The 18,150-nt window shown below is 54.3% G+C and carries 6 protein-coding genes and 1 pseudogene; 4 read left to right on the top strand and 3 right to left on the bottom strand.

Features of this window, described 5'->3' with window-relative positions:
- Positions 1 to 272 precede the first annotated feature (272 nt).
- From OSC10802_RS44190 to OSC10802_RS39505, 3 genes and pseudogenes are all read right to left on the bottom strand, one after another.
- Positions 273 to 3,812: a PAS domain-containing protein gene (locus OSC10802_RS44190; RefSeq protein ID WP_017716646.1), complete on the bottom strand. Its 3,540-nt coding sequence runs from the start codon at positions 3,810 to 3,812 to the stop codon at positions 273 to 275.
- Positions 3,813 to 4,582: 770 nt separating this feature from the next.
- On the bottom strand, positions 4,583 to 8,104 hold the full coding sequence (locus tag OSC10802_RS0110005; protein WP_017716647.1) for an AAA-like domain-containing protein: 3,522 nt from the start codon (positions 8,102 to 8,104) through the stop codon (positions 4,583 to 4,585).
- Positions 8,105 to 8,201: 97 nt separating this feature from the next.
- Positions 8,202 to 9,524 (bottom strand): annotated as a pseudogene (locus OSC10802_RS39505) (AAA-like domain-containing protein).
- Positions 9,525 to 10,466: 942 nt separating this feature from the next.
- Here OSC10802_RS39505 and OSC10802_RS54270 point away from each other — a divergent pair.
- The 4 genes from OSC10802_RS54270 (at position 10,467) to OSC10802_RS0110030 (ending at position 18,130) form a co-directional block, all read left to right on the top strand.
- Complete coding sequence (locus tag OSC10802_RS54270; protein ID WP_017716649.1) at positions 10,467 to 10,739, top strand: hypothetical protein; 273 nt, start codon at positions 10,467 to 10,469, stop codon at positions 10,737 to 10,739.
- On the top strand, positions 10,732 to 11,382 hold the full coding sequence (locus tag OSC10802_RS0110020) for a sensor histidine kinase (protein WP_017716650.1): 651 nt from the start codon (positions 10,732 to 10,734) through the stop codon (positions 11,380 to 11,382). The genes OSC10802_RS54270 and OSC10802_RS0110020 overlap by 8 nt, the downstream gene beginning before the upstream one ends.
- Positions 11,383 to 11,456: 74 nt before the next feature.
- Positions 11,457 to 16,298 (top strand): PAS domain S-box protein, encoded by a 4,842-nt coding sequence (locus tag OSC10802_RS44195; RefSeq protein WP_017716651.1) that lies wholly within the window; start codon positions 11,457 to 11,459, stop codon positions 16,296 to 16,298.
- Positions 16,295 to 18,130 carry a GGDEF/EAL domain-containing response regulator gene (locus OSC10802_RS0110030; RefSeq protein WP_017716652.1) on the top strand — a complete coding sequence of 612 codons (1,836 nt, stop codon included), beginning with the start codon at positions 16,295 to 16,297 and terminating at the stop codon, positions 18,128 to 18,130. The genes OSC10802_RS44195 and OSC10802_RS0110030 overlap by 4 nt, the downstream gene beginning before the upstream one ends.
- Positions 18,131 to 18,150 lie beyond the last annotated feature (20 nt).

The raw sequence follows: 18,150 nt of genomic DNA on the forward strand, positions 1-18,150 counted from the left end.
ACAGCAAAGAAGGGTTTTAAATTTAAGTAACAAATGGGTGAGTGCCGGAAAAACAGGTCTTCCAATAATCTATGCCCTGCGGCTGTGTCCTGAGCCCAAAGATAGAAAGTGCCCGCTTGAGTTGAGAGTCGAATTAATGCCGGTCGCTAAACTTATTAGAGTGCGTGGCGCATGGGGCATGGCGCTCATGGCATGGCGCATCATGGAAGACTCACAGCTTTTTGCCCAATGCCCCATCGCCCACTGCCCCAATGCCCATGTCCCGCTATATATTAAGACGCACCGGCAGCAGTGGCGGGCAACTGCTTCACCGGCACCACAACCGCAAACTCCGTTCCCTCACCGGGTTGGGAAACTACCCTGATTTCTCCCCCATGCTTTTCCACCATCTGGTAGCATATAGAAAGTCCCAGCCCCGTGCCTTGCCCTATGGGCTTGGTAGTGAAGAAGGGGTCAAAAATCTTGTCTTGGATGGCCGGCGAAATTCCTGGGCCATTATCCCCAATCACGATCGCAACATGGGATTTGGGGATTGGGGATTGGGGATTGGGGATTGGGGATTTTGGATTTTGGATTTTGGATTGACTGTTCAATGCCCGATGCGCCATGCCCGATGCGCCAGGGGCGATGCCCCACGCCCCATTCCCCACCTCGGTGCGAATCCAAATCGCAGGGGATGGGCCATTGCGCGGGGGGGATTGTGTTACTGCTTCCCCACCCTCGATGCCCGATGCCCGGTGCCCCATTTCCAAAGCGTCAATGGCATTGCTGAGAATATTCATAAACACCTGGTTGAGCCCGGCAGGGTAGCACTCAAGCAGTGGCAAGTCTCCGTACTCCTTGATCACTTCAATCCCTGAGAGCCGGTGATTCAGGATTAACAGCGTACTGTCGAGGCCGGAGTGCAGGTCAACCTCTTTCATCTCCGCTTCATCCAGGCGCGAGAAGTTGCGCAGGGACAGCACCAGCTGGCGAATCCGCTCCGTTCCCACTCTCATGGAATTCAGGAGCTTGGGCAAGTCTTCTGCCAGAAAGGCCAGGTCAATCTCTTCGAGCTTGGCTCGAAGTTCAGGAATGGGGTTGGGGCAGTGTTCCTGGTAGAGCAGCGCCAGTTCCAGCAACTCCTGAACGTAGGAGTGGGCGTGTCTGAGGTTGCCGTGGATAAAGTTCACGGGGTTATTGATTTCATGAGCCAAGCCGGCTACCATCTGGCCCAGGCTTGACATCTTTTCGCTCTGAATCAGCTGCGCTTGAGTTTGCTTGAGTTCCTCCAGCGCCAGCAAGAGCTGGCCTGCTTTTTCCGTGGCGAGACGGGCAGAATTTTGGGCGGAGGCGTAGAGTTCCGCTTGGCTGATGGCGAGCGCCAGCTGCTGGCAAACCGCCTGCAGCAGTTCCACTTCACTGTCAAGCCACGATCGGGCACCGCTGTGCTGGGCGCAGGCAATCACACCCTTGGCACCAGAGGGCGTCTGCACCGGCACATCCAAAAAAGAGGTGTAGCCCAAACACTGAAAGAATTGCCGCTCTACTGGATCGGAGATGGCGGCGACATCATCTATCCGGTAGATTTCCAGATTAAACAGCTTTTGTGCCACCGTTCCTGTGGCGTCAGCAGGGTAGTAACCCAGCAAGGACGGCAAGTCGGGATTCTTGGCTTCATGGGCCACATGCCAGACCGGCGGCTGCGCCTCGGGGAGATACCAAATAAACAGGCACCAGTCGGTTTGCAGCAAGGAGCGAATCTGGATGGCGGCGGTTTCCAGGATCGTGTCGAGATCCAGAGACTGGCGGATTTGACCGGCTAGCCGGTAGAGCAATTCTTCGCGCTGGACTTTTTGCCGCAACTGCGCCTCACTTCGCCGCTGCGCCTCCTCCGCTTGCTTGCGCTCTGCGATTTCCCCCTGCAGCTGCTGGTTGGTTTCGGTGAGTGCTACAGTCCGCTGCGCCACCCGCTCTTCCAGGTGTTCCTGATACTGTCGCAGCGCCTCTTCCGCCCGCTTGCGACGAGTGATGTCGGTAACGATGCTGTCAATGCGGACAGGGGTGCCGCTGCCATCTTTTACGAGGTTAGATTGGTCGTGAACCCAGCGCACCTCAAGAGCCGGCAGCACGATCCGGTATTCTGTTTCTATCCTGCCGGTGGAGAAAAGCACCGTGAAATCCCTCTCCACCCCCTGCCGGTCTTCCGGGTGAACAGCCTCCAGCCAGCTCAGGCTGTTCAAGAACTCTTGCGGAGGACGCCCGTAAACTTTTTCGGCGGCGGGGTTGAGGTAAAGCAGCTCAAACGTGGTGGCGTCCACCGAACGCACCACGCTTTCGAGAGAATTGAGTATGCCGTTGAGCCGCGCTTCGCTCTTCTGCAAAGCTGCCTCTGCCTGCCGGCGCACAGCCATTTCCCCCTGCAGCGCTCTCACTGTATCATTTAACTCGGCTGTCCGCTCCTCAACTCGCATTTCTAGCTGTTCGTTGAGCTGTTTGAGCGCTTCTTCTGCCCGCTTTGCCGGCGTCATGTCGCGCCCCACGGCATACACTAAACCTTTCTCAATAACCGGCACATAAGTCCAAGCCAGCCACTTGTAGGAACCGTCTTTGCAGGGATACCTATTCTCCACGAAGCCAGCCGCTCCACTGGCAAAAAACTTTCGCGCTTCAGCGCAAATCGCCGCTCTATCGGAGGGCTGAATGCTCTCAAAGTACGGGTTAAAAAGAAACTCTTCCGGGCTGTAGCCGAGGGTTTTTTCAAACGCTGGGTTCACCCGCCGGAAACAGCCATTCAAATCCGCAATGCAAAGCATGTCGAAAGAGAGGTTGAAGAAGCTGTCCAGCTCAGCTTTGGACTCCTCGATCTCCTCGATGGAACCCGCTACGCACTGGATCAGTTGGTTCAGGGAGTTCGTCAATTGCCCGATTTCATCCAATGTTTCCACCGGCACCCTCAGGTCAAAATTGCCTTCTGCGGTGACGCGGCGAGCGAGGGAGGTGGCAATTTGCAGGGGGCGAGCAATCGCCCGACTGGTGCGCAGCGCCAGAATTGCCGCCAGGGCGACTGACAGCAGAATGCTAGCGCCAACAATCTCAATGCGCACGAACTGCGCTTTTATCACGAGGGCTGTAGCCTCTTCTTCTTTCTCCGTGGCTTTCTCAATCAGTTGTGTTAAGTTCTCCTGAAAATCCTCCAGATGCACCGCCTCCAACGCGCCGGCAAACTCCAGCATCGCCTTTGCATGTGGGGAAAATTCATCGGGCTGCAAACCGGCTGTATTGATTCGCTCTAGGAGCGCTTCTAGTCTTTGGATGTTGGCTTCTAGCCTCCCCCCGTAAATCCGCAGAAATTCTCTCATCTCCGCCGATTCTCTCTCTTTCTCGCTCAACCCTTCGGCTCCCACCCAAGATTTGACCCGGGCAAAATCTGCCTTTAGCTGGTCTATCCCCCGCCGCATCTCAGCTTTTTTTATCTCAATTTTAGCGGGCTCAATTTTGTGGGTATGCCCCGCAAATTGGAAGAGCAATTTGTACTGCTTTTCGCTCAGCTCCAGAACAGAGACTTTCAAATCGTACAGCAAGGGCTCTTCTTCAAATATTCTTGGATTTATCGCCTGTTTTTGGTAAGAGTCTCCTGCCAGGATACCCGCGCCGGTGCCCAAAACAGCTATCCCAATCGCTAGGGCATACCCACAGGCAATCTTTTGCCTGATGTTTAAGCCATAGAGCCAGCGCTGTTTCCAGGTTTTATTAAAAGATTTTAAAGTTTTACTCTCACCTCCAACAGATAAAAAACCTTCTTTGATATGTGTTTTAATTTGCTCTTTCATGGCCAGCACCTTTCCCGATAGCGCTCCTGTTTATCTCTAGACCGTAGCCTAAATTTGGACAGCCCCCGCAAATATTATGTAAAATATTAAAAAGGTTTTGGCGGTCAAATAAGAAAGCGAAATCATCCCTCCTAGGTTAAACGTTGAGCAGACTGCTCTCGAAGTAGGGGTGGGGTGAAGCTATACCATGCGGTTGTGGGAAGCCCCAGTCCCAAGTTAATCAACGCTTGAATGCGTAAGGCTTTCAGAAATTTTATCGAGCGGTACTTTCCGGCCAGTGTGGCATCAACTTGAGCGCCGCCGCTCTCCTCAACGCCCTGAACGACCGGTATTTATTGCAACCTATCACACAAATGTGAATATCTCGTGAAGACAGGCTGGAATGAGTGTAAATTTTTGTAAAAAAAAGCGCATCAATATAATTGACCCCACTTCATACAAATTCATACTGCTGGAAGCAAGTTTCAGGGAGTATAGCAGCAGTCATATTGGTTAGAACAATAGAAGCTTCGGGAGCTCTGGAGCAAGGGAGGCCGGAATGTAGGTTTCCTAAATGCTTACTGCTATATAGACGTAGGGGGGGCGTCCGCCGAGCCTGAAGGTCTAATGTTCTAACCTAAGTGCATACGGTACTGAGCAACCCGGTTTCTTTAAGAAACCTTCCCAGCCTGAGGCTGGAAACGAGAGAATAGCACCAGGCGCTGGCTTCTCAAAACTTGTGTGAGCGCGGCAAAGAGGGCATGGGAAAGATTTCAGCAATGCCCCATGCCCTATCTTCCATCACACAGGTGCCGGTCGCCCTCCGCCACCAGAGCATTCGTCCGCAAATAATCCCGCACCCGATCGCAGGCATAGGCAAGCTCGTCAAGATTGAGAATTTTCCCCACATCCCACAGAATCACCGTGCGGTCGTCCCCTGCGGAGGCAATAGATTTGCCATCGGGGCTAAACGCCACCGCCCAAACATTCCCCTCATGTCCGGTGAGGGTTGTTATTTCTGTCCCGTCTGTTTTCCAGAGTTTGAGTGCGCCGGTTGCGCCTCCCGCCACCAATATTTTCCCGTCCGGACTGAAATCAACCCCCATCATGCCTCTCGTGTTTCCCTTGAGGGTTTTGAGCAGCGCGCCATCGCTCGTCCAGAGTTTAATCGTGTCATCCATGCTGGCACTTGCCAAAGTGCTACCGTCCGGACTGATAGTAACTCCCCAAATAGCGCTGCGATGACCTTCTAGAGTTTTGGAAAACCTGCCGTCAAGACTCCACAACCGAACAGTGACGTCGCCACTTGCGGAAACCAGCCTCTGTCCGTCCGGGGTAAACTCTGCGTCAAGAACCCCGATCCGGTGTCCTGTGATAGTTCTCAGCAAGGTGCCATCCGCCTCCCACAGCCTCACGGTTTTATCGTCGCTGGCAGAAGCGAGTAAGCGACCGTCCCGACTGGCGGAGATATGCAAAACTCCCGCCTCATGCCCTGTTATGCTTTTCAGCAGCGTCCCGTCGAACTGCCAGAATGCAATCGTTTTATCCTCACTGGAGGTAGCGAGTGCCCCCCTGAGAAAAGCAACGGAGCGAATGGCAGCCGGGTTGCCGGCAAAAGACTTTAGCAAGGTGCCGTCGGTCGCCCAGACTCTAACACTGCGATCGGAACTCGCTGAAGCTAGCATTCTCCCGTCGGGGCTGAAATTCACATCCCAAATGGTGCCGCCATGTCCGTAAAGGACTTTCGAGAAGGGGTTTGTCGGGTTCCAGAGTCGGGCGGTATTGTCGTCGCTGGCGGAAACCACGAGTTGAGTGTTGGGAATAAAGCTAACGCCGCGAATTCCAGATTGATGCCCTTTGAGGATTTTCAACAGCGTCCCGTCCGGTTTCCAGAGGCGGACGGTTCCGTCGGCGCTGGCGGACGCAATCACATCGCCTGCTGTGCTGGCGGCGACTTCAAACACTTCAGAATTGTGACCGCTGAGAGTTAGGAGCAGCGTTCCGTCGGGCTGCCATATTTTTACAGTGCCGTCAGCGCTGCCTGAGACAATGGCGGGACGTTTTGTGCCGGCACGGCCTGCAAGGTATGCAAATTTAACGTCAAAAACGCCGGCCCTGTGCCCTTCCAGGGCTCTCACCAGTTCGCCGTCCCCGGTCCAGACTTTGACTGTGCCATCGATGCTGCCAGAGGCGAGCTGTTTTCCATCCGGACTGAAGGCAACCCCCCAAACCCCACCTTGATGTCCGCTCAGGGTTTTGAGGGGGTGGCCGTCAGCGCCCCACAGGCGAATGGTGCTGTCCTCACCGGCAGAGGCGATGCGCTGGCCGTCCGGACTCACCGCAATGTCCCAGATCGCACCGCTGTGTCCGGCAAAGATTTTGAGGAGTTTGCCCTGCCGGTGCCACAGATAAATGTTGCCGTCGAGGCTGGATGTCACCAGGCGCTGGCTGTCGGGAGTGAAACTGAGCGCGTGAACCGTCGCCGTGTGCGGGAGAGTTTGCGTCTCTGTGCCATCGAGCTGCCAAAGTTTGACCGTTCGGTCGTTGCTGCCGGTGGCGACGAGCTGACCGTCCGGACTGGCATCCACTCCCAGAACCCAGCCGCTATGTCCCGACAGGCGATTGAGTTCTGCCGTTCCGTAGATGGCTTGTTGCAGCACTTGCTGAACTTGAGATTGCAACTCGGGGCTGGAATGAGCGAGACTGTCGAGCCGGCGTCTGGCTTTAATCGCCGTCACCAGGGAATCTAATCGCTGTTGGGAGGCGAATTGCCCTGCGGATGAGGAGGTGAGGGCTTGAATTTCGCTCTGTGCGGCGCGGTGATATTGCCAGAGGGCGAAAGTGCTCGATGCGATCGCATCGAGAAGCGCCCCGCTCAGCGCTGCCATAAACCTCCGCTGTCGCTTGGCTGTTTCGAGTTCTAAAACTAGCCGCTTGCGCTCTGAATCCAGTCGGGCTTCCACTTCTGTTAGCCGAGCCGCTTCTAGAGCTTGCTGCACTTCAAGCCGGTCTAACTCACCAGAAGCTGCTAAAAAGTGGCAGTCTAAGTCGCTCAAACTTTTTCCCTGCGCCCAGAGTTGGGCGTCTTTGAAAGCTTGCCCCCTGAGAAGGCGCGATTCATCGGTCTGTTTCGAGCCAACCCAGGCATGCAGCGCCTGTGAGTAGGGGCGCAAGGAAGCAAGCTGTTGGCTCACCCACTCCAGGTTGAAGACTTCTTGATAAATTCGGTTTCTTACCTTCAGTGCGCCTCCCTCTTTCACGACTAATCCCGATAGCAACAGTTCGATTTGCTCTCGACTGTCATCGCAGGGTATGGGCGTGCCGGCACCCGCTCCGGCGCTTTGCCAGATTTGCTGGTAGAGTCCCAGCAATCTGCCGGCTCGCTGTTCATTTCTCAGGAGCCGATCTCGTATGGTCCGCAAATGCTCTGGCTCATCTTGGGATTCCCAGCTGGTGACGATCCGCTCTCGCGCCACAACTTCCACCCAAAATCCCTCTGTATCGGGCGGAATCTTCAAAGGGCCAAGAATTGTATTTTGGCTGGCGAGCAGGACCTGCTGGCACAGCTTTTGGCTGAGAAACGGCTGCCCTCCTGTCCACGCTAATATTTCTTTCAGAACGGCTTCGGCGTTCTCGATATGATCCGACAGTCCTTTGGCAAGTGGCTGCGCTTCCTCCAGGGAAAACCCCTGCAAGTCTATCGCTCGCCCAATATTAAACGGTGTCCGGTTGCGGTCAGCAATTAAATCGCTGGGAGTGGCAACTCCGAAGATCGCAAAGGTAAGGCGGCTGTATTCAGGATTGACGGCTCGCCGGTTGTAGCAGAAGCGGATGAGGGCGAAAAAATCATCGACCGGGAAATCCAAACTGAGAATGCTGTCTATCTCATCCACAAATATAATAATTCTGTCTTCCGGGAATTTGACGAGCAGGATATCTTCTATAAAATCGCTCAATCTCTGGAGGAGAGAGACGGCTTCTGCGTCCCGCCACCAGGTTTTTAAATTGACTTTTCCCAAGAGATTGAAGCCGCGCCACAGCTCAGCGACAATTCCTTTATACCACTGGATGGGGGTGATATTTTCGCTGCCAGTGCGCGTCATATCCAGGGTGGCGCACCGGCACCCTTCGGCTTGCAGCCGGTGGAAAGTCCTCACCAGCAGGGAAGATTTGCCCATTTGCCGGGAGTTGAGGACGTAGCAGAACTCGCCGCTCATTAAGGCTTCGTAGATTTCGGCGTCAGCTTTTCGCACCACATAGGTGGGCGCGTCGCTGGCGAGACTGCCGCCGATTTGGTATTGGACTTCGCTCATATCTCTCCGAGATTTTAAAGCGCTTGCCGATTTTTCCTTCCAGACACCTGGAAGGAAAATCACTTCTACTTTAGCATACAAGGTGCAGCCGCGCCCTCTAAACAAGATTTAGGCAGGCAAAAAACTGCCGGTACAGATCGCAACTGATCGTGCAGTCATTGCCATCCAGGCGTACCAGCCCCAAACTGTCTAATTTATAGGCTACTACAGGTTATAATTGCACCTTGCTCTTTGCTGAAAGTACCTGTTTGATGGCGGCAAATAGTTCTGGATGCTCTTGCAGTATTGCCCAGAGACTGCGCAAGTATTCTTTATAAATGCCGGCCATTGTGGGAGCCTCTCTCAGCAGCTGGTCTGGGGTCAAATTCCCCTGACAGAGGTGATAGAACGCCAGCCGCACTAAGTAAGGGTGCCCCCCGACCATTGCCATCAGTCGTTCGGCCCACACGCCATCTCTCCAGTCCAGTCCGTGCCGGTTGGCCAAAGCGATTACCTGCTCTTTCGTAAAACAGGGCAATTGCACCGGCAAGCCCACGTTAAAAGGAGATTGCGTCAGCTTTAAGGGAATATAGACCTCTGTGGAGTGCAGGACAATGAACCGGAGTTTTTTCAGGCTCTCGCACCGCCTAGCTTCTTCGTGCCAGCTGCGCAGCAGGGGCAAGAACTCACCGGCAATTTTCGGATACTCGAAAAGCCGGTTCACTTCATTTAAGGCCAAGACCACTGGGCTGTCGGTTTCCTGCAGCAGATACCCTTGGAAATAGATGGTGCAGCTGACTTTGCTGCCCATATCCTCATCCCAGTAATCGTCCAGTGCCGGCAAGAGCTTTAGCTGCCGGCTGGCGCAGGCGCAAAACCAGCGCAAAAATTTATCCAGGCTGTCAAAAATGCCCTCTTCTGCTTGCTGGAAGTCCAGCGTCACCGTCCGGTAGCCAAGAAAAACCGCCCGCTCTAAAATCCGCAGCATCAGGGAACTTTTTCCCATTTTTCTGGGGGCTTTAATGCGGATGACGCTTCCCAGTTTGACAATTTCTTTATACACAAGGTCTTCCACGGGCGGGCGCTCGATGTAAAATGGGGAGCCGAGTGGCACTGGTCCGGAGGGAAATTCTGGAGGCGCGGCTTGCTTTTGCCGGCGGATGAATTCCTGGATTAACTGTCGCTCTTCCTCCGTCAGGGGGCGCGGCTCCAGAGTGGAGCGCAAGTTGGCTTTGCTCACAGGAATCTCAAAAATTTCTGTGAGCGCATGCCATAAAACGTAGGCCGTGTTCCTCAAATATTTTTCCCCATATTTAGAGCCCTCGGCTATGTCAGAATAGGTCTGGCTGTCCCAGACTTTGCGGAGGACGAGTTCCTGTACGGGGGTTAAATCTTTTTGCCCTTTGGCGCGAATGAGCTGTAGGACTTCTTCTATCGTCATAAAATACTCTCTGCATAGGGGATAAACTTCGTTCCTGCTTGAATTGTGACACACGATCGAGATCCAGCGTTCGGTTTTGAGCTGTAGCAGAAAAGCCTCACCAACAACCGTGGCATAAGCCCCCCTTTCTAAGGGGGGTGGGGGGATCGAAGCTTTCAACCCCTACCCTTGAAAAGCCGGCTTGATTCGTGAGCCCAATTTATCATAAGGGCGGCGCTCTCGTCGCAAGTTGTTAGTTGGCAATTTGTAGAGCCTGAAAAATAAAAAAAATTTAATAATCAAGAGATTGACAAAAAAACACTAATCTGTTATGTAACGTAGCCAGTGTGCAGTCATCTTTGGCCAAGCGCCCGTGAGCGATGTCACATCGAATGTCACATCGAATGCCGGTTGTAGCAGCTAAAGATGTGACAAAAGTGGCGCGAAAGTTAAGCAGACTTGAGGTAGGCTAATCAATAAAGGTCAGCCAGGCACAAACGTCTGGCTCGCTCTGAGAAAAATCCGGAGGAGAGCCCGGGACGCCCATTTTGGCCGTAAGGCCAGGGCGTTCTTCTTAATAAATTGTTGTAAGATTATGTGGTGCAATTTAAAATCAGATTTACGCTAAACAGCAGGGGGACGCTCCGCAAAGCGGTACGCCCCCACCCTCACCGGCTCACAGTTGGGGAAAGCATCGGGAGCATCTCCATTTTGTTAAAATATCCTGACAATTTAACCTCTCCCCCTCTTTCCCCTTCCCGCGTTAGCGCACCGGCTCAGAAGGAGCGGCGGGAGAGGGTGGAATTCCCGCCTCTGGGGATCGGAGGCTGGGGGTGGGGTTGCGGGCTCCTTTGCGGGAGTGAGCCCCTCGCGCTTTGGGACAGACTGGTTTACTAAACAGGTTAGCGGACAGGAGTTCAAAACACGAGAGGTAAAAATGGCGGAGGGGTTCTTGTGACAGAAATGGTTCACCACTTTTTTTCAGGTTATTTTATCCCGCACGGGCATTGCTACTTGTGGAAGCCCGAGTTGGTGGGGCTGCACATTGTCTCGGACACCCCGATCGCACTGGCTTACTTCACAATTCCCCTGGAGCTGATTTACATCGTAAAGAAGCGAGGGAACCTGCCTTTTGACTGGATTTTCATGCTGTTTGGCTCCTTCATTGTCTGCTGCGGGATCGCCCAGATTATGGAAATCAGGACAGCCCCACCGGCCCGCGATTCAAGTGATTAAAGAATATAGAAATCTGCCGCCGGTGGAGTGTTACGCGGGGCAGCTGAATCAAGTGTTCATGAATATGATAGCGAATGCGATTGATGCGCTGGAAATGGGGCACAGGGCATCGGGCATTGGGCATGAGAAAGAACAGCAATTCCCCTCGCCCAAGGCCCAAGGCCTGACGATTTGGATTCGCACGGATTTAGTTGAGAGCGACTGGGTGCAAATCCAAATCGCTGACAGTGGCACCGGCATGACTCCTGAAGTGATGGCGAAAATCTTCGATCCGTTTTACACCACCAAACCCATCGGTTACGGAACCGGACTGGGACTGGCCATATCCTACCAGATTGTAAAAACCCATCAGGGTTATTTGCGCTGCGTCTCCGAAATAGGAAAAGGCACCGAGTTTGTCATTGAAATTCCCCTGACCTCAAAGGGGTTGCCCCAGAGTGAAGATTTCCCGGCACAGGCAGCGGATATCTGCGCCAGCGCTAGCAGCTGCGCTGCCCCTGAGCTAGCGCACCTAAATTTATCCGAAAAAGCCGGGTCGGTCTGCGCCAATGCTAGCAGCTGCTGGGCCCATACAGAACGGCTAGGAGGGGGACTGCCAGGGGGAGAGAGAGAAATTTTCGGCAGGATGAATTTTGCCGCTTGACAGGAAAAATCTGTGCGACAATAAGATAAAAAGATAATCTGAAATAATGGTATCTAAGTCTGCAATATCCAGCCATGCATGAAGAGATTCTTGGCAGTTATGACTTCCGCCTGACAGCGCTGTCACTGACCATTGCAATAATTGCCTCCTATACGGCGCTAGACTTGGCGGGGCGAGTCACACCGGCATCGTCGCGGCTTTCGCGGCTGCTGTGGACTGCCGGTGGGGCAGTGGCAATGGGCACCGGCATTTGGTCGATGCACTTCATCGCCATGCTGGCCTTCAAGCTGCCAGTGCCGGTCAGCTATGACGTGCCGCTCACCCTGCTGTCTTGGGCCGGTGCCATTCTGGCCTCTGGGCTGGCGCTGCTGCTGTTCAGCCGCCCGAAACTGACTGCGCCAGTGCTGAGCGGGGGCAGTGCCGTCATGGGACTGGCGATCGCCTCCATGCACTACCTGGGCATGGCAGCGGTGAGAGTGCCGGCGGCGGTGCACTACGACCCGGGCCTTGTGGGCCTGTCTGTGGCCATCGCAATGGCCGCATCAGGTGCCGCCTTGGGGCTGGCTTTTCAATTTCGCCACTCAACAGCAGAAGGAAGCGACTGGCAGAAATTGGGCAGCGCCGGCATGATGGGTGTTGCGATCAGCGGCATGCACTACACCGGCATGTGGGCGACGTGCTTTTCCCGAAGGCCAGAGTTAGACGGCATCCAAATGGAAGGATCTGACAGTTCTTGGCTGGCGATTCAGGTGGGAGCCGCCACCCTGATTCTGTTGAGCGCAACCCTGCTCGCCTCCCTGTTCGACCGGCGCTATGCCGACCAGTCAGTCAGGCAAGAAGCCCTGCAAGAAACCGAAAAGCAATTCCGTTCGCTGATCGAGAAAATGCCAGTAGGGGTGCTGCTGCTGGATGGGGGTGGCAAAATTCTTTTGTGCAACCCAGTGGCGAGCGAACTGCTGGATCTCGCAGAGTGCGAGCTGCAGGGAAAAAGTATTTTTGACCTCAATTTGCAGCTGCTCGACGAAGAGGGCAAAATGTTCCCCCAGCAGGAGAGTCCCTTCAAGCAAGCGCTCGCCGGCAGCCAGCCGGTGCGCAACCTGGTTGCCGGCGTAGCTCGCCCCAAGGGAAAAAATCCGCTGTGGCTGCTGCTGAATTTTGACCCGCAGCTTGCAGCTTCCGGCGGTGTCGAGCGCGTTGTTTGCACATTTAGCAATATAACAGAGCGCAAGCAAGCCGAGAAAACGTTGCAGCAGCAAGCCGCCGCAATGGCAGCTGCTACGGATGGGATTGCGATTCTCAACTATAGCGGAGAGTTTATCTATATAAACCAAGCCCTCGTCAATATTTTTGGCTGTGACAGCGCCGAAGACCTGTTGGGGAAAAGCTGGCAAGCGCTGTACAGCGAAGCCGAACTGCAAGGGGCTGGCAGAGAATCCTTCTCCAACTTTTTGCAACAGGGGAACTGCCGCATTGACGCTGCCGGCAGCCGGCGCGACGGGACGGAATTCTATCACGAAATCGCGGTGACGCTTCTAGAAGAGGGCGAGAGAATTTATATTGTCCGCGACATCACCGAGAGAAAGATATCAGAAGAGGCGCTGCGGGAGAGCAAGCATTTTATTGAGCGGATTGCCCAGACATCTGCAAATTTTTTGTACATTTACGATATAATTGAGGAGCGCAAGGTCTATGCCAATCGCTCCGCAGCCGCTATTCTTGGCTACACGCCAGACCAGATTCAAGACATAGGTGCGGCGCTGCTCCCAGCGATTATGCACCCTGAAGACTTCGCAAACATTCCAAACAATCTCCAGCAACTCTCCGCAATGGCAGATGGGGGGATTTTTGAACACGAGTACCGGCTCCATGACGCCCAAGGAGAATGGCGGACTTTCTTCGTCCGGGAAACCCCGTTCGCCAGAACTCCTGACGGGAAGCTGAAGCAGGTTTTGGGCACGGCGACTGACATCACTGAGCGCAAAGTGCTAGAACGAGAGATCGCCTTGCGGGAAGCCAGACTGCATGCCTTTTTCAGCTGCTCGCCGGTGGCAAAGGCCATCCTGGACGACCGGCTGCGCGTCACGCAAATCAACGAACCGCTAGCAGGGATTAATGGACTGCCGGTGGGCGAGCATCTCGGCAAAAGCCTCCGGGAAGTCGCGCCCCAACTCGCCCCCACGCTCGAACCTCTCTGCCTGCAGGTGCTGGCCACCGGCCAACCGGCGATCAACCAAGAAGTGTCGGGAAAAGTGCCGGCGCAGCCGGGTCTTGACCGCCACTGGGTGGTGTCTTGCTTTCCCATTCCAGGAGAGAGCAATCGCCCCTCAGGCGTGGGGGTCGTTGTAGTGGAAATCACCGAGCGCAAACGAGCCGAGTCGGAACTGCGGTCAGTCACAGAACGCCTGCAATTCTTGCTGACTTCTAGTCCGGCGGTGATTTTTAGCAACCAGCCCGGAGGAGACTACAAGATAACATTTCTCAGTGAGAACGCCAAGACAATTCTGGGCTACGAAGCGCGAGAATATATAGAGGATGCTTCTTTGTGGCCCAGTCTCATCCACCCGGAAGATCGGGAGTGCATCTTTGCCGGACTGTCACAGCTGTTTGAAGCCGGGCGTCACTCCCACGAATACCGCATTTTGCACAAAGACGGGGCTTATCGCTGGGTGTACAATCAGCTAAGATTGGTGAGGGACTCTGCCGGCAGCCCGATCGAGATGGTGGGGTATGTGGTGGATATTACGGAGCGCAAGCTGGCAGAAGAGGCATTGCGGGAGAGCGCTTTTCGGGAGCGATCTTTGGCTCAAGTGATTCAAAGGATACGCCAAACGCTGGATATTGAAACGATTTTCAGGGCGACTGCCCAGGAATTGCGGCAAGTGCTCAACTGCGATCGCGTTCTGGTGTATCGTTTCCATCCCGACTGGAGTGGCGAGATGGTTGCTGAGTCCACCGGCAGCCAGTGGGTTTCCCTGCTCCAGGAACAGGGCAGCAACCCGCAGCTGACAGCGAATGCCATAGAAAACGACTGCTGCGCGGTGAGAGCGTTTGACAGCGCAAATGCCGTGACCGTTGAGGACACATACCTGCAAGAAACCCGGGGCGGTGCCTACAGCCGGGGGGCGTCGCACCTCGCTGTCTCAGATATCTACAGCGCAGGGTTTAACGACTGTTATATTAATTTGCTGGAACAGTTCCAAGCCAGAGCCTACCTCACGGTTCCGATTTTTTGTGGCAGTCAGCTTTGGGGATTGCTGGCGAGCTATCAAAATTCTGGCTCCCGCCAGTGGAAGGATGCAGAAATTAAAGTCGCCATTCAAATTGGCAGCCAGTTGGGAGTTGCCCTGCAGCAAGCTGAATTGCTCGATCGGACCCAGCGGCAGTCGGCAGCGCTGCAAAAAGCTTTGGTGGCAGCCGACGCTGCCAACCTCGCCAAGAGCGAGTTTTTGGCTTCCATGAGCCACGAACTGCGAACCCCACTCAATGCTATTCTCGGCTTCGCTCAATTGATGGCCCGCGATTCATTGGTGATAGCGGAACACCAGCAATACCTGGGAATTATCAATCGCGCCGGCGAACACCTGCTGTCACTGATCAACGACATTCTGGAAATGTCGAAAATAGAGGCCGGCAGGACGGCGTTAAATGAAAGCAGCTTTAATTTAATTCGCTTCCTGAACGCCCTGGAGGACATGTTGCGATTGAAAGCCGAGTCCAAGGGATTGCTGCTCCTGAGCGACCGCGCTACAGACCTGCCCCAATTTGTCAAAACTGACGAGGGTAAATTGCGCCAAGTGCTGATTAATATTCTGGGAAATGCTATCAAATTTACAGAAAAAGGCAGTGTGACGCTGCGGGTGAGAGTGGGGCGCAGGGCATCGGGCACTGGGGAAAACAGTCAATCCCCAATCCAACATCCAAAATCCGAAATCCAAAATCCCCAGTGCCCAGCGCCCAATTCCCAGTGGCCAATCACCTTTGAAATCGAGGACACCGGCCCGGGGATTGCCCTTGAGGAGATGGACAAGTTGTTTGAAGCTTTTGGGCAAACCGAAACCGGTCGGAAATCCCTGCAAGGAACGGGGCTGGGTTTGCCGATCAGCCGCAAGTTCGTGCAGCTGATGGGAGGCGATATTAGTGTCACGAGCATTCTGGGTGAGGGAAGCCTGTTTGCATTTCATATCTCTGTCACCGTGGCTGGCGCACTGGAAATGCCGCCGGTTGTCCCGCAGCGCCGGGTAATTGGCCTAGAGGCCAACCAGCCCGAATATCGCATTTTGGTGGTTGACGACCGCTCCGACAGCCGCCTTTTGCTGGTAAAATTGTTGGCGAGAATCGGCTTTTCTGTGCGAGAAGCCGAGAATGGGCGAGAGGCGATAGCTGTGTGGGAGAGCTGGGAGCCGCACCTGATCTGCATGGACATGCGAATGCCGGTGATGAATGGCTATGAAGCCACTCAGCACATTAAAAGCACTCTGCGGGGTCAGGCCACGGTGATTGTCGCCCTGACGGCTAGCGCCTTTGAGGAAGACCGGAAGATGGTCTTGGATGCCGGTTGCGATGACTTTGTTCGCAAGCCATTCCAAGAAAAAGAGTTGCTGGAAAAAATCAGGGAACATTTAGGGGTGAACTATATCAGTGAGGAGCCACCGGCAGCCGTGACGGGCGGGCCGTCAGATCGAGACGGTTCGCCAGGGGTTTTCCAGCTGACAGCGGACAGCTTGAAAGTGATGCCGGCTGAGTGGCTGGCGCAGGTATATCGCGCTGCACTTCAGTGCAGCGATGACCTGATTTTGGAGCTGCTCCAACAAATTCCCACTGAGTTCTACCCACTCGCGCAAGCGCTGGCGGATTTAGCAAACAACTACCAATTTGATAAAATTGAAGAATTAACTCAACAGGAGGCAGCGGGATGAGCGCCGAGCGGATCGACCCCTCCCAAAAAAACATTCTCATCGTTGACGACAACCCCAATAACCTGAGGTATTTAGCCCCGCTCCTGATGGAGGAGGGGTATAAGGTGCGCAAAGCCCTGACCGGCCAGATGGCGATCAAGGCGTGTCAGAGCCTCTTGCCCGACCTGATTTTACTCGATATCATGATGCCGGATCTGGATGGGTATGAAGTCTGCCACCGCCTGAAAGCTGCGGATAAAACCAGCAAAATCCCAGTAATTTTCTTGAGCGCACTGGATGATGTCTTCGACAAAGTGAGGGCGTTTAAGGTCGGGGGTGCGGACTACATCAGCAAGCCGTTTCAGGTGGAAGAAATTTTAGTCCGCATCCAAAATCAACTGGCGCTGAAAGAGGCGGAAATCAAAATTAGCCGGCTCAACGCCGAACTGGAACAGCGGGTGCAAGAGCGCACCCGCCAGCTAGAAATAGCCAATCAAGACCTGCTCCAGGAAATCGTTGAGCGCAAGCAACTGCAAAATCAACTGCTGCACCTGGCGCTGCACGATTCGCTCACCGGCACCCCCAACCGGGCTCTGTTCACCGAGCGTCTGGAACGGGCGATAGAACGCGCTAAAGAACAGCCGGACTGTCAGTTTGCTGTGCTGTTTTTGGACTGCGATCGCTTCAAAGTTGTCAATGATTCTCTCGGGCATCTGGTGGGGGATGAGTTGCTAATCGCCATCGCCCGCCGGCTGGAAGCGTCTCTGCGCGAGGCTGACACGCTAGCGCGACTGGGCGGCGACGAATTCGCCATTCTCCTGGAAAATATCCCCGATATCAGCACAGCAACTCAAGTGGCGGAGGGAATTCTTGAAAAGCTCTCCTCCCCTTTTATGCTCTCCAGACATGAGGTGTTCATCAATGCCAGTATTGGCATTACTCCCAGCCATATTTGCGGTGACAAGCCAGAATATCTGCTGCGGGATGCTGACACGGCCATGTATCGGGCCAAGGCGCTGGGAAAAGGCCGGTATCACGTCTTTGACCCGGCAATGCACCAAGAAGCGCTCCAGACTTTACAGCTAGAAAACGACCTGCGCAGGGCTGTCGGCAGCTCAGAATTCCTCGTTTACTACCAGCCAATTGTAGCGCTCAACACCGGCAGAATAGCTGGATTTGAGGCCCTCGTGCGCTGGCGGCACCCGGAACGCGGCTTGGTTTCTCCCGCCGAGTTTATTCCAGTGGCGGAAGAAACCGGCTTGATTGCCTCTATCGACACTTGGGTATTGCGGGAATCTTGCAAACAGCTCAGCATCTGGCAGGAGAAAAAACTGGCAGACGCCTCCATAACCGTCAGTGTCAATGTTTCGGCGCGGCATTTTTTACAGCCCAACTTAATTGAAGAGATTGATAGAAGCCTTCAAGAAACGCAGCTGAATCCCCAAAACTTAAAGCTAGAAATTACAGAAAGTGCTATAATGGAAGATGGGGGATCGGCCAGGGGAATTTTACAGCAACTCAGAGAGCGGCAAATCGGGGTCAGCCTTGATGACTTTGGCACCGGCTATTCCTCCCTGAGTTACCTGCACTGCTTTCCCGTGAGTGGGCTAAAGATTGACCAGTCCTTTGTCAAGCGCATGGATGGCAGCCCCGAAAATAGCGGGCTGGTTCCCGCAATCGTCGGCATCGCCCGCACAATGCGGATGAGTGCGGTTGCCGAAGGCGTGGAAACCCCGGCTCAGCTCGCTCAGCTGAGATCCCTGGGCTGTGATTTCGGTCAGGGATACCTGTTCTCTAAACCTTTGGAGAGTCAGTTAGCCGCTACCTTGCTCGCTGCAGCGCCCCAGTGGTAAATATAATGTATCCCCTGGGT

Source organism: Kamptonema formosum PCC 10802 (assembly GCF_000332335.1).
Classification (GTDB): Bacteria; Cyanobacteriota; Cyanobacteriia; order Cyanobacteriales; family Oscillatoriaceae; genus Oscillatoria.